Raw genomic sequence first — 13,252 nt, 5'->3', positions numbered from 1 at the left:
TTTTTGCTGTATGTATCATTTTGTGGATAAATGAGACATCCTCACTGAATCGCTCCAAATCGCTACTTTCCACAAAAGGATATGTTTTTGTAAAATCAGCGTTTACGTAGCCCATAGTCTCCATCTCCTAAAATACTTAATAAATGATAGTTAATTAGTATATTCATTCAGTAAAAATGGTAGAACATTTCTGGAATATCACTTTTGTCGAAAAAGCTTATATCAATAGATGACAGTAGCATTTCACTTCATCAATAATCTCTTCACGTTAATGGCCGATTTAAAGATCTTGGATGTGAGTGCGAAACCAAAACAACTGATTAACATGTAAGTCAATTTTTGAATGGGAGTATCTCGATAATCCAGCAGATAACAATGGTCTTGTAGTTCCCGTAAAATCATTTTCCTGTTCCTTTTATTCAGAAACCCACTAAACCACAGTGCATAGAAATAGCGTGGAATGATGTTGTTCATTATCTTGACTTTCAAATCTTCCCTGTTTAATTGACTGGTTTTTTTCATCCAGTAATCGGCGATAAATATACTGTCACGCAAATTTTGATAAGATATTTGGGAGGTTATTTGCCCCTCTCTATCTCTTCGATATACATGTAAGGCTTTATTCACAAATCCAACCTTATAGGCATTCATGAAAACTTCCGGCGTCCACAAGACATCTTCATAATTCCTGCCCACTTGAAACAAAAGATTGTTCTCTCTAATAAACTCACTTCGAATAATCGATAAACAAGCATACCAGGGGAAATATTTTTCTCTGTCCAATATATATGACAGTGTATCAAGGCCGCGTAGTTGGTTTATTATTTCCGGATCAATGTTGAGTGACCTTTCTTTTTTACGTTTTGTCGTTTCAAAGTACTCGAAATGTCTAAAAAACAAATAATCCACATCTGTATTTTCATGTAAATACTTCCTAAGAATGTCTAGCAGATTGTCCTCCCAGAAATCATCTGAATCCAAAAAAATAATATATTCTCCCTTAGCTTCTTTAACTCCTATATTTCTAGCTTTTGACAAGCCACCATTTTCCTGGTCAATCAAGTAGATAAAATCGTATTGAGCAGCATATCTTTCACAAACTTTTTTACTGTTATCTGTAGAACCGTCATTTATTAAGATAATTTCTATATTTTTATAGGATTGTTTCAAAACACTTTCGATCGTATCCTCCAGATAGTTTTCTACGTTATAGACTGGAATAATTATTGAAACCTTTATAATCATTCACTCCTTTATGAATCTATCTATTGGATACTTGTTCTAATAAATAGTAGTACCGTGTTGTAAACGAATAATCTTTTTCATTAAAAATATTTATATAAGGGGTCAACATTCTATTTTCAGTGACGATACCTGCCTGGTTTTCCATTGTATTCACTTCTTTACTCAAGTAGAGAAAGCTTACTATGGTTATCGCATATGCCAAAAGGTACTTATTGACTTTAACCTTATAAAGAGAGTAAATATTAGCGAATATAATGATCTCCAATATTCTTCCATAGATTGATAATCTAGCAGCGGTTAATTCTCCAGTAAACTGAAAGAAGAAGTAAAATAACATACTGAATATATATACGTTTACTATTTTATAATTAAAGGAATCTTCATCAAGTAATCGATGATAATAAATTACCACCACACTTAGCAAAACAATTCGCGCGATACTTTTAAAATCGATAAGATTTAAGGACATATCAGTTGATTGGATATAGGGGCTGATCTTTGCGACGATATATGGACTAGGGATATAGCTAACTATAAAACTTAACGGTAGTGTCGCGAAGATGATAGCCATCACAGACAAGAGAAGATAATTTTTCAAGTTGAGTTTCAGTTTTGATAGAAAATATAAAGCGATGATAAATATTGACGAGGCGTGAATGAAGGATAACAGTATTGAAATAACAATGATTTTAACTGGTTTTTCTTCCTCAATGTATTTCAATAAGTAATAGAGACCGATAGCGATTGTCAGGCTTTGTCTTAATCCACTTAGCGTCCAAACAAAATAAAACATACAAAAGTACAGAAACATTGAAAGTACAGGATTTTTACTATACCGAAATGATAATTTGTATATAAAGAACAAGTTAATCGCCGCGATAATGGAAATATATAATTGATAAGGTACTCCCATGCTTTTGAAAATAGAACCCATCATTCTAAACCCTATTTCTTGAGGAGCTACTCCATATTTGAATTCATCTACGTATGAAATTTTCAGCTGATCATATAAAAAGTTATAGGCAAAATAATCCGCTCCCATTCCATATCTAAAAAACGAAATGAAAGCTAATAGCAATGTAAATACCAATAACGTTCTTTTTTTATTTTTAGTGAAAAACGAGAAAAATACGCCCACTAAAAAAATAAAATAAAACATTGTAGACACCTACTTTGACAACAAGTCTATAATTGATTTTTGATCAATTTTAGCAATCGCATTCGTTCTATTCATATGAAGTATTTTACCTGTTAAAACTTGTTCCATTAATAGTACTAATTCTTGGACATCAAATGGGTTGAAAAAGTAAGCATTCTCATAGTCTCCAAGAATCTCTCGTGAAAATGGACAATCGGCAGCAAGAATAATGCCATTATGCAGCCTTGCTTCTAAAAGTGGCAATCCAAAAGTTTCTATAAACGATGGGAATATTAATATGGATTGGGTATAAAACTTATACACTTCTTCCTTACTTAATGTCCCAACATATTCGATTGGTAACTTTTCTGCCATTGCCTGCTGAGTCAAATTAGAAATGTACGGGTTTTCATTTCCATTTAATGTAAAAACAACTTTAAAATCTTTTGTGGACCTTATTAATTGTTTGCTTGCCTCAACTATAATGGAGTGATTTTTATATACCAATTCGACTGCCGGATAAAAGAAAGTTGGTAAGGACATATTTTTCGGCTCAAAAAAAGCATTATTAGGTTCCTTCATATTCGGTGGTACAACAGTAATTTTCATATCGTTTACGTGTGTCTTTTCCACACACGCATCTTTCATCCATTTCGTTTGCACAATTACTTGGTCTGATTTTTTTATTGATGTAATAATCTTTCTTCCAATGACATTTTGGTAGATCCAAAGAAGCTTATTTTCTTTCCATTTGTATTTGTATTTAACAAAAGGCAATGCCTGCTGGACGTAGACTGTTTGGTTACAACGGATTCTCGGTATAATTGTATTTTGTAATGAAAGAACTTTATCGACTTTATATTTTTTCACCAGTTTAGGAGCTACTAAGTAATCAAATACTAAGCGATGACACCAGCTCTTTTTTATCCAAGGGAAACGTAATACGGTAATGTTCTCTGCAGCTTGAATCTTTGGTTTACTTACTACAAAGATCCATTCTATTTTTTCATTATCATGTTCTGCAGCTTCACGATAGAAATCATGTAGGATTGTCATGGCCCCCCCACTCTCCGCGGGAACGTTAAACACCATAATTTTCATTTTTGGTATGGGACCTTTCCCCAAATGCTCCTATTTACAACCCCTACATAACTTTGAATGATTTTCACAACTTTGTCCGAAACATTGTCATCTTTATAATCCGCCGCTACGATTGATTCTTTTTCATTCGTCTCCATTGCAATACTTAACTCCATCGCCTGTATAATTTCCCTTCCTCCAATGCCACCTATGATGAGCGTTCCCTTATCTATTACTTCCGGACGCTCTGTAGACGTTCGAATTAATACACTAGGAAACCCTAAGATTGCTGATTCCTCGGATAAGGTGCCACTGTCCGATAAAACGACAAAAGCATGCATTTGTAAAAAGTTATAATCCATGAAACCGAATGGCTTTACTGATCGGACTAGTGGGTGAAAGGTAAACCCCCGCTCTTCTATACGCTTCATACTTCGAGGATGTGTAGAGTAAATGACAGGCATTTGATAGGTTTCAGCAATTTTATTGATGGCATGCATTAACGAATAGAAGTTTTCTTCATGATCCATATTTTCTTCGCGATGTGCGGACACTAAGATGTATGACTTTTCCTTAAGTCCAAGTTCGGTAAGTGCATTGCTTTGCATAATATTCGACATATTCTTTTGTAATACTTCTGCCATTGGTGATCCCGTTACAAAAATATGCTCTTTTCTAAAGCCTTCGGATAGTAAATACCTTCTGCTATGCTCCGTATAAGGCAGATTAATGTCCGAAATATGATCTACAATTTTCCGATTGATCTCCTCGGGCACATTTTGGTCGAAGCAACGATTTCCTGCTTCCATATGGAAAATCGGGATTTTTAATCGTTTTGCTGAAATTGCGGATAAACTACTATTTGTGTCTCCTAAAATGAGAAGTGCGTCTGGTTTCTCTTTCTCTAGAACGTCGTATGCTTTCGATAGTATATTGCCCATCGATTCACCAAGATTCTTCCCAGCTGCATCTAAATAATAGTCAGGTTCTCTTAACCCAAACTCCTCAAAAAAAACCTGATTCAATGTGTAATCATAATTTTGTCCCGTATGGACAAGAATATGGTTAAAATAGCAATCACAGGCTTTTATCGTTTCAGATAACCGGATAATTTCGGGTCGTGTACCTACGATGGTCATTAGCTTTAGTTTAGTCACGGATTAAACCTCCATAAAAAACGTATCTGGCCTTTCTTGATCGAAGATTTCACTAGCCCAGAAAAGCGTTATCAGTTCATCATTTCCTATGTTTTCAAGCGAGTGTGTATAGCCTGCAGGTATATCCACCACTTCAGGTTCATCTCCATCGACTTTGTATTCAATGATGGAGTTTGACCCCACATTACGAAACTTAATGGACGCTTGACCTTTAACAACTAAAAACTTTTCCACTTTAGAATGATGCCAATGGTTTCCTCTTGTAATTCCCGGTTTTGTCCTAGAGATGAATAACTGCCCCATACTTTCTGATTTCATGAATTCTGCTAGCCAGCCTCGGACATCCGTTCGCTTATTTAACGGATAGGAAAAACTTTCTTGGTTCAAGTAAGACAAATAAGTCCCATACAACGCCTTATCAAAATCCGTTTTTAAAGACGGCATAAGCAGTGTTTCTCGATTTTGTTTAAATGCAAGGATCTTTCCCGCCAATTCTCCCAACGTTACTTCATGTGTATGTGGAACAATGCAGTACTCATCTTTCCACGTTTCTTTATTTGTTAGTGCCATGATGAATTCATTAATTACATCATCAATATAATTAAGTGCTAGAATTTTCTTTTCATCCGTAATGGATATGGGGTGGCCATTAGCAACGTTATAACAGAATGTGGACACAACACTGTTATAATGCGGTTTTCCCCATTTACCAAATAGGTTTGGCAAACGATAGATCAATACTTTTGACTTATTAATTTCTGAATGGGAAAAGAGGTGCTGCTCTGCCAGCTTTTTACTTTGCCCATACGGACTATCTTTTCCTGCCTGAATAGAAGAAGAAAAGAGAACAGGAGATCTATTGTTATTCAAACGAAGTAACTCGAGAAGCATTCCTGTTAGATCGGCATTCCCCGATATGAATTCGTCGTCATTTTCTGTCCTACTAACACCTGCCAGATGAAAAACGAAATCACACTCTTTCGTATATAAGGCCAAGTCTTCGAATGGACTCTCTTTAGTGAATGTCAGAATATCCTCATATCCTTTATTCCGGAGCTCTGCCAAAAGATTCTTCCCGATGAATCCATTAGAACCGGTTACTAATATTTTCATGGTGCATCCCCTTCAACTCATACTAAAACTTTTTTTCAGTTCACTTCTGATATAAGGAATTGTTAGGAGTTTTTCTTTAATCTCTTCCATGCTTAACCTTCTAGTATTATGAGAATTATATTCGCCTTCCAGTTCAAGATTCCCATCACCTATAGCGAAATATTTCTCGTAATTCAAGTCACGATTATCAGCAGGTACACGATAATATCCACCCATGTCGATCGCCACTTTATGTTCTTCTCTAGTTAGCAACGTTTCATATAATTTTTCTCCGTGCCTCGTCCCTATTTCTACAATTTCATTAGTAGCACTGAATAATTCGATTAATGCCTTTGCAAGATCACCCATCGTGGCTGCTGGAGATTTTTGCACCATAATATCTCCCGCTCCTGCATTTTCAAAAGCAAACAGAACAAGTTCAACAGCCTCCTCCAAATCCATCAAAAAACGAGTCATGTTAGGATCCGTAACCGTTAATGGCTTCCCGGCTTTTATTTGTTCTACAAATAAGGGAATAACCGATCCTCGAGAAGCCATAACATTTCCATATCGCGTTCCACAAATTAGGGTTTTATCAGGAGAAACGATTTTAGATTTTGCAACATACACCTTTTCCATCATCGCTTTTGAAATTCCCATTGCGTTTATCGGATAGGCAGCTTTGTCTGTTGATAGGCAAATTACTTTTTTCACTCCATATTCAATGGAGGCATTCAGTACATTTTCCGTACCCAACACATTCGTTTTCACTGCTTCCATCGGATAAAATTCGCATGATGGAACTTGTTTTAATGCAGCTGCGTGAAAAACATAATCTACGTCATTCATTGCGTATTGCAGACTTGCAAGATCACGTACATCACCTAGGTAGAATTTCAGCTTGTCACTATTAAAATGACTTCTCATATCATTTTGCTTTTTTTCATCTCGAGAAAACACCCGTATTTCTTTAATATCTTTCGTTAGAAAACGTTGCATTACAGCATTACCAAATGATCCCGTCCCACCAGTAATCAACAATGTTTTATCAGCGAACATTATTCACACTTCCATTCAAAGTATTTTACTTTATTATGATTTCGTAATACTTATCTATGTTTTTCGCTTTATTATATTGCTCCCTATATAACTCTCTGGCATTTATCGAATGTTTCTCTCTTATATCAGGATTGTTTCTATAATAGTCAACAGCATGAATGAACCCTTCAACATCCCCTTGCATGATGTTACTTCCACACTCGGCAAGTAAAATACTTTTAGCTATATCTGTCGTGGATTTCATAATGGCAATCGTCGGTTTACCGGCAGCAAAATAACCGTATGTTTTACTAGGTACACCAAGTCCTTCTACCCCTTTTTCCAAACTCACTAGACAAATATCACTTATTTTCAATACATCTGCATATTCTGTGCCAACTAAAAAGTCGTAAGCCTTCGCATTGGTAATATGATTTTCTTGTATGAATTCCTTTACATCCGGAAGCTTATTTCCATGACCACAAAAGATAAAGAAAACTTCTTTTTGATCTTTATAATGTAGTATCCCTCGAAGTATTGTTTCCATATCTTGAAAGGACCCCATATTTCCGGAATATAAAACAATGAACCGATACTCTTTTCTAATCATCAAAAATTCGTCATTCATTACTTCATCAGTTACCAGGAGAGTTTCATTGGAATACCAATTCGGGATGACATGCAAGTTCACTTCCTTGGAAGCAATCTTATTCGCGATCACATACTCTTTCATTTCATTACCTAACAAAATAATTTTGTCTGCCTTTTTGTAAACTCTTTTATTAATAAACTTCATCACTTTGTGGATTGATCCGTTCAATTTAATGGCATTTAGTTTCAGGGCACTATCAGGGTAAATGTCAAAGACGACAAAAATGAGTTTTGTTTTGAAGAATTTTTTTAAATAGTAAGGGATGATCGGAAGAATCGGCGGATTTGAGTAAACAATTATAGAGTTGAACTTCCTTAAATAGTTTACTTTTGAAAGCATTGAAACAAATAAAGTGAAGAAGTTTAGAATACGGCCAAGCTTTGTTTTATTATTTTGGTTCGTATACTTAACTCTCCTAATATCCACTCCCTTAAAATTCTCCTTAAGTAGAATGTCTTTCCTATTCCCATCTATATATTCTTTTGGAAACCCTGCAACGACACTGACTTCTAATCCCTTATCCAGTAAACCTATAGCTAGTTCTGTCGGTAGTGTAGCGGATGAAACGTACTCTGGATAAAAATACTGGCATAGTATCACTACATCCCTTTTCACATTTTCCCTCCACTTCTTTCCATATATATTCAATTAGAATATTAAACCCGGATTTTCACTTCAGTCGGACGCTTTCCGTGGGCATGGCTTCAGTCTCCTCGCTTCGCTTCGTTGCGGGGTCTTCAGCTCATGCTATTCCCACTGGAGTCGCCGCCTTCCGTTCCAATCCTGAAGCAAGCATAAAATTTATTAATTGATTATATGGGCACGGTTTCTGCTTTTAACCGATCAAACTCCACCATTTTTTCGGTAGAATGTTTTCTGGTTCCAAAATGGTAAGCGTCTCATCATGTAAAATACGTCGATTGTTTTCTAATAAGATATCGACTAGCTCGCGGTGTACCTTCTTCTCTAAAATATCAAGACCTTTTGAAAACAAGAAGGGACGGGAGGATAGATTATGTGCATCAGAGCCATAACAATGAATTAAATTAGCCTGTACTAATTGCAAAGCAGTTTTTTGGGCATGCTTTCCAAAATGACCGGTTAAGCTACCAGCTGTAATTTGAGCAAGAGCACCTTGATGGATTAATTGTTTTAAAATTCTTGGATTTTCTGCGATTGCTCTATTTTTTTCTGGGTGTGCAATGATTGGTGTGTAGCCATGTTCGATGAGTGTTTGGATAATCTGAAAAGTATAAGCAGGTACTATGTAAAACGGCATTTCTAGTAAAAGATAACGTGACTTTGCGAGTGTAATCGCTTCTCCCAATAAGATGTTTTCAATTAAATGCTCATGCAGATGAATTTCCTGACCGGTATGAAGGCGCAAGGGATAGGCTAACTGTTTCACAATATCGGTAAGCTCATTTATTTGTCTGTATATGACATCTCGCTCTACATTGTATTTTGGATTGTAGGCATGCGGCGTAACAATGAGATCCGTTATTCCTTCTTCTACAGCAGCCTTCACCATTTGGATGGTGCCTTCAATCGTCTGTGGCCCGTCGTCAACACCGTAAAGGAGATGGGTGTGCATATCTATCAATGAAATCCTCCTAATCGGCCAAACTATAATATTGATAAATATAGCGATCTTTTTTCAGTTTATAATTATTTAAAACAGTTCCTAGTATGGTTGCTTTAGCTGTTTGCAAGACTTCAATAGCTCTGGCGAGATTTTCCTTCGTAGTCTTACCAGTGTTGATGACTAGAATCGTTCCATCACACTTGTTTGACAGAATTTGTGCATCAGCTACAGCTAAAAGAGGCGGGGCATCAAAAATAACGACCTCATATTTCTCTTTCATTTCAGCTAAAAGCAAATCCAATACAGAGGAACTGAGTAATTCAGCAGGATTCGAAGGTAGTTGACCGCATGGGATCAGATGAACTCCTTTGATGCCAGTTTCTTTGACAACATCTTCAATACTCCATTGTCTTGAAAGCAAGTTCGAAAGCCCTGGAGAGTTAGTAGTGTGGAATGAATAATGCATCGAAGGCTTTCGCATGTCCCCATCAACAATCAGTACTTTTTTTCCTTCTTGTGCAAAAACAATGGCTACATTAGCTGCTGTAGTCGTCTTTCCATCTCCAGGGGAGGCTGATGTAATTAAGAATGTGTGAACCTTCTTATTGGGCATTGCAAATTTAATGTTTGTTCTGATCGTCCGAAATTGTTCAGAAATCATAGATGTTGGATTAAAAAAAGTTACAAGCTTTCTACCGGCTGTTTGTAAGTGTCGCTTCCTTTTCTTAAACACCCCCTAACCTCCTTTTCCGTATACGCTGTTTCTCAAGCTTTTTGGATTTCCTTACTTCCTTTTTGGATATTACGCCAACCAGGCCAAGAATCGGCAAGGCGAAAAGCTCATCAACCTCTTTCTCCGACTTGATCGTTGTATCGAGATATTCCAAAAGGAATGTTATTCCTACACCAATCATCAGACCGACAATTGTGGCAATCCCCATATTCAAAATTGGATCTGGTTTGACTGGTAATGAATTCTTCACATATGTCGCTGGAGAAAGAACTTTCACATTATCTACATTCATCAATGATTTGATTTCTTCTTGGAACACTTCTACCGTAGAGTTTGCAATATTTACTGCTTGATGAAGACTTGGGTCTTGAACACTTATGTTCACAACTTGCGAATTTTGTTCATTGGAAACCCTAATATTCATTTGCAGGTCAATAGGAGTTGTATCTAATCCCAAGTCTTCAATAACCTTTGAAAGGATTGCAGGACTGGTGATAATGACGTTATACGTATTAATGAGTTGGAGATTCAATTGCAGGTCTTGTGAGTTAAATTGAGTTTGTCCGTCTTTCTGTTGCGTGATTAGGATTTGTGTAGAGGCCTCATATATAGGAGTTAAGAAGTTATAACTTGCATACCCTGCCCCTGTAACACAAAGAATGATAATCCCGACGATCAAAACGAAGCGTTTCTTAACAAGTTTAAATAGCTCCGAAATGTTCAACGATTCCTCCAAGTTGTCCAATCCCCCCTTTACTTGATTCAACGATATTTAATATAAATCTATATGAGCCTATTCTATGTGGGAGATGAGAAGCTTAGTCCAAATAAGCGGAAATCATCACACATGGCCTAGTACGCTTTGTGCCAAAATGAATAAAAGCATAGAGGGCATTGAGTTTCCCACTACGCTCTTTCAGTTATTCGACTAGTATAGAGTGCTAATTTTTTACTTTAACGCCTTTCCATTGAAACTCTTTAATATACTGAATCGTTTCATATAGACCTTCTAATAAGGAGAATGTTGGCACCCATTCAAGTCCCTTTTTAGCATTCTCATTGGACAGCACACTTCTTATCAGCTCCCCTTCCCGAAAAGGCATATAGTTCGCTGATGCATTCACTTCCAGCTGTTGTGAGATTAATTCATTCAAGACTCCGATTGATAGTTCAACACTTGAGCTGACGTTATAAATGCCAGACAAATCTGACTCAATCGCCTTTCTGCACGCGATTGCTACATCCTTCACATATATGAAATCACGAGTCTGGTTTCCGCCATATATTAGACACTGCTCTTTTTTCAAATAATTTAAGATGAATATCCCTACAACCCCTGCTTCTCCTGCTGTATTTTGCCTAGGTCCGTACACATTCGAAAATCGCAATATCGTTGGGGTAAATCCATACTGCGCGGCAAATATCCGTATATATCTTTCCGCAGCATATTTTGATACAGCATAAAAGGAGTGTGGGTCAATTGGGTGCATTTCATCAATCGGTAAATATGTTGGTTCCCCGTATACAGCGGAAGTAGAGGAAAAGATAAATTGACGAACATGATAACGCGCTGCGTATTGTAAGAGCTTTACCGTTCCATCAGTATTTGATTGGAAGTCAAAATAAGGCTCCCTCATGGAGTGAACAACGGATGTCTGAGCAGCGAGATGTAAGACAATCTCAGGCTTGACCGTTTTAAATACATCCTCGACCGAAGGATCATTTATATCCATTTGAAAGAATTCCACTCCTTGAGGTAGATAAGTAGTTGAACCCGAGATAAGATTGTCAATTATAATTACTTCATACCCATGTGAGATTAGTTGTTCCGCGACATGCGAGCCGATAAATCCTGCTCCTCCAGTCAGCAAAATTTTCATTGTCCAATGTCCTTTCCTACATTTATTCTGTAGTCAGCAAGCATTTTTCATGTAGAGTCTTGCCATTTCATAGTTTAAAATGCTCCTTTTCCCTTTACTACGCACTTTATCGTCGTTAAGATGATTTTCATATCGAACAAAAATGATTGGTTTTCAATATAGTACAGGTCATATTCAATTTTCTTGCCATGATTAATTTCTGATCTACCATTCACTTGTGCATACCCTGTAATTCCAGGTTTGACCTGAAGGCGCATAGCCTGGTGCATATTATAACGTTCAGATATTTCGATTATCTCCGGCCGAGGACCTACTATGCTCATATTTCCTAGTAAAACATTGAACAGCTGCGGCAACTCATCTAAACTATACTTGCGCAGAAATCTCCCAAACGGTGTGATAGTCACGTCAAACCCCGACTTAAATGTGAAATTATCTGGCACTCCATTTTTCCATTCATATGTACGGGTAGATGAGTTATATCTCGAGTTATTCATACTTCGAAATTTATAAATAGTGAATATTTTATTATCCTTCCCTGCCCTCTCCTGTGAGTAAAGTACAGGTCTGCCTGAACTCGCCGCAATTAATGCGGAGATTATGAGATATAACGGAAAACAGCAAATGATGAGAAAGGAACTTGCTACAATATCAAATATCCTTTTTCCTATTCGATACCGGCTGATGACTACCGACTTCAGTCCTCCATACTGTTGACTCTCTTTTTCCACTCTCCACCCCTCCGGACAATCCATTTGAGCCTTCTAGGAAATCAACCTTACATTCGAAGCCTATATAGTATTCAATCGTATGCAATCGGACTCATTTTCATTCGGGATCAATGAGAAACTTTACCCTTCAAATTTTCCCCACAAAAAAAGCACGAACGGCAACCAATCCGTCCATGCTTTGCAGTTTGTCCATCAGTAGATGATTCTCTAGTAAGCTACCGCTTTTCGAAATACCTCTACACATTTGTACCGTTTGGAAACTCCATCATTCCCGAGTGATGGTTTTCTGGTACACTCCTGTCCTTCTGAATTGTATCTTTCTCTGCTATGGAATTGCCGCCGATTATGAGAAAAGATGCAAAAATCAAAAGTGCCAACGGTTTTAGTAGCCACTTTCTTTCCTTTACTCGTGTGTTTTTAGGCGTTCCCAAAATGGCAATCAGAAAGATCGTACAGATGGATAAAAACAAAAAGATCTGCACGAAACTGATGGACTGTTCGACTCGCAGCATCTCCCCCACCATAGCTCCCATCATGCCGCCCATCAACCCAGCCATCAATCCTTCTATGATTGGCAGGATTCCAAAGCATAGACCACATAACGATCCTGCAAATACGCCAATAGTCATTGCGAATAGTGTAGAGAGGAACAGATTCCCTTGATAAGTCACGCCAAATAAGATTCCTGCAGTCAACCCGACATTCATTCCAAAGAACATGGAAATAATCATTCCTTGCATTGGCGCAAACGCCTTTCGCTTACGTGCCATCAAAGTTACGATAAGGAAAGTTACTAAAACGATAGAGCCTAAAATAAATGCATGATAAAAACCCATCATGACAACCACCTTCTCAGTAAATAATCTCTCGACCACTTTTGCTTTTCTACAACTAAGAACATATACCTTGTAAGGGTATGCA

The 13,252-nt window shown here is 37.1% G+C and carries 14 protein-coding genes; all 14 read right to left on the bottom strand.

Features of this window, described 5'->3' with window-relative positions:
* The coding region (locus AWV70_RS25525; protein ID WP_414714850.1) for a hypothetical protein at nt 1–115 on the bottom strand (115 nt) is incomplete at its 3' end.
* 128 nt (nt 116–243) lie between these two features.
* The gene (locus tag AWV70_RS18645; protein WP_060210034.1) at nt 244–1,245 is read right to left on the bottom strand and encodes a glycosyltransferase family 2 protein; all 1,002 of its coding nucleotides are present in this window, start codon (nt 1,243–1,245) and stop codon (nt 244–246) included.
* A gap of 16 nt (nt 1,246–1,261) precedes the next feature.
* Nucleotides 1,262–2,404, bottom strand: coding sequence for an EpsG family protein (locus AWV70_RS18640; protein WP_060210033.1), 1,143 nt, complete (start codon nt 2,402–2,404; stop codon nt 1,262–1,264).
* A gap of 9 nt (nt 2,405–2,413) precedes the next feature.
* Complete coding sequence (locus tag AWV70_RS18635; protein ID WP_235588747.1) at nt 2,414–3,439, bottom strand: glycosyltransferase; 1,026 nt, start codon at nt 3,437–3,439, stop codon at nt 2,414–2,416.
* 41 nt (nt 3,440–3,480) lie between these two features.
* Nucleotides 3,481–4,620 carry a non-hydrolyzing UDP-N-acetylglucosamine 2-epimerase gene (gene wecB, locus AWV70_RS18630; protein ID WP_060210031.1) on the bottom strand — a complete coding sequence of 380 codons (1,140 nt, stop codon included), beginning with the start codon at nt 4,618–4,620 and terminating at the stop codon, nt 3,481–3,483.
* A gap of 3 nt (nt 4,621–4,623) precedes the next feature.
* On the bottom strand, nt 4,624–5,733 hold the full coding sequence (locus tag AWV70_RS18625; RefSeq protein ID WP_060210030.1) for an NAD-dependent epimerase/dehydratase family protein: 1,110 nt from the start codon (nt 5,731–5,733) through the stop codon (nt 4,624–4,626).
* A gap of 12 nt (nt 5,734–5,745) precedes the next feature.
* On the bottom strand, nt 5,746–6,771 hold the full coding sequence (locus tag AWV70_RS18620) for a polysaccharide biosynthesis protein (protein ID WP_060210029.1): 1,026 nt from the start codon (nt 6,769–6,771) through the stop codon (nt 5,746–5,748).
* Between the two features lie 25 nt (nt 6,772–6,796).
* Nucleotides 6,797–8,017: a glycosyltransferase family 4 protein gene (locus tag AWV70_RS18615; protein WP_060210028.1), complete on the bottom strand. Its 1,221-nt coding sequence runs from the start codon at nt 8,015–8,017 to the stop codon at nt 6,797–6,799.
* Between the two features lie 220 nt (nt 8,018–8,237).
* On the bottom strand, nt 8,238–8,996 hold the full coding sequence (locus AWV70_RS18610; RefSeq protein WP_306464406.1) for a tyrosine-protein phosphatase: 759 nt from the start codon (nt 8,994–8,996) through the stop codon (nt 8,238–8,240).
* 19 nt (nt 8,997–9,015) lie between these two features.
* Nucleotides 9,016–9,720 (bottom strand): CpsD/CapB family tyrosine-protein kinase, encoded by a 705-nt coding sequence (locus AWV70_RS18605; protein WP_060210026.1) that lies wholly within the window; start codon nt 9,718–9,720, stop codon nt 9,016–9,018.
* A complete protein-coding gene (locus AWV70_RS18600; RefSeq protein WP_235588746.1) occupies nt 9,713–10,465 on the bottom strand; it encodes a YveK family protein in 753 nt (250 codons plus the stop codon). The genes AWV70_RS18605 and AWV70_RS18600 overlap by 8 nt, the downstream gene beginning before the upstream one ends.
* Nucleotides 10,466–10,661: 196 nt before the next feature.
* A complete protein-coding gene (locus AWV70_RS18595) occupies nt 10,662–11,600 on the bottom strand; it encodes an NAD-dependent epimerase/dehydratase family protein (RefSeq protein WP_060210024.1) in 939 nt (312 codons plus the stop codon).
* A gap of 74 nt (nt 11,601–11,674) precedes the next feature.
* Nucleotides 11,675–12,331: a sugar transferase gene (locus AWV70_RS18590; RefSeq protein ID WP_276525653.1), complete on the bottom strand. Its 657-nt coding sequence runs from the start codon at nt 12,329–12,331 to the stop codon at nt 11,675–11,677.
* Between the two features lie 236 nt (nt 12,332–12,567).
* Complete coding sequence (locus AWV70_RS18585) at nt 12,568–13,170, bottom strand: hypothetical protein (RefSeq protein ID WP_153010048.1); 603 nt, start codon at nt 13,168–13,170, stop codon at nt 12,568–12,570.
* Nucleotides 13,171–13,252 lie beyond the last annotated feature (82 nt).

It is taken from the genome of Sporosarcina koreensis, from assembly GCF_001531445.1.
Taxonomy (GTDB): Bacteria; Bacillota; Bacilli; order Bacillales_A; family Planococcaceae; genus Sporosarcina; species Sporosarcina koreensis_C.
Note: the sequence above shows the minus strand (reverse complement) of the source record. Positions and strands in the feature narration are given on the sequence as shown.

Bases quoted from the DNA above. Each gene is read 5' to 3' on its own strand.
- AWV70_RS18595 (WP_060210024.1), bottom strand. From the start codon at position 11,600: ATGAAAATTTTGCTGACTGGAGGAGCAGGATTTATCGGCTCGCATGTC.
- AWV70_RS18645 (WP_060210034.1), bottom strand. From the start codon at position 1,245: ATGATTATAAAGGTTTCAATAATTATTCCAGTCTATAACGTAGAAAAC.
- AWV70_RS18635 (WP_235588747.1), bottom strand. From the start codon at position 3,439: ATGACAATCCTACATGATTTCTATCGTGAAGCTGCAGAACATGATAAT.
- AWV70_RS18585 (WP_153010048.1), bottom strand. From the start codon at position 13,170: ATGATGGGTTTTTATCATGCATTTATTTTAGGCTCTATCGTTTTAGTA.
- AWV70_RS18640 (WP_060210033.1), bottom strand. From the start codon at position 2,404: ATGTTTTATTTTATTTTTTTAGTGGGCGTATTTTTCTCGTTTTTCACT.
- AWV70_RS18625 (WP_060210030.1), bottom strand. From the start codon at position 5,733: ATGAAAATATTAGTAACCGGTTCTAATGGATTCATCGGGAAGAATCTT.
- AWV70_RS18620 (WP_060210029.1), bottom strand. From the start codon at position 6,771: ATGTTCGCTGATAAAACATTGTTGATTACTGGTGGGACGGGATCATTT.
- AWV70_RS18610 (WP_306464406.1), bottom strand. From the start codon at position 8,996: ATGCACACCCATCTCCTTTACGGTGTTGACGACGGGCCACAGACGATT.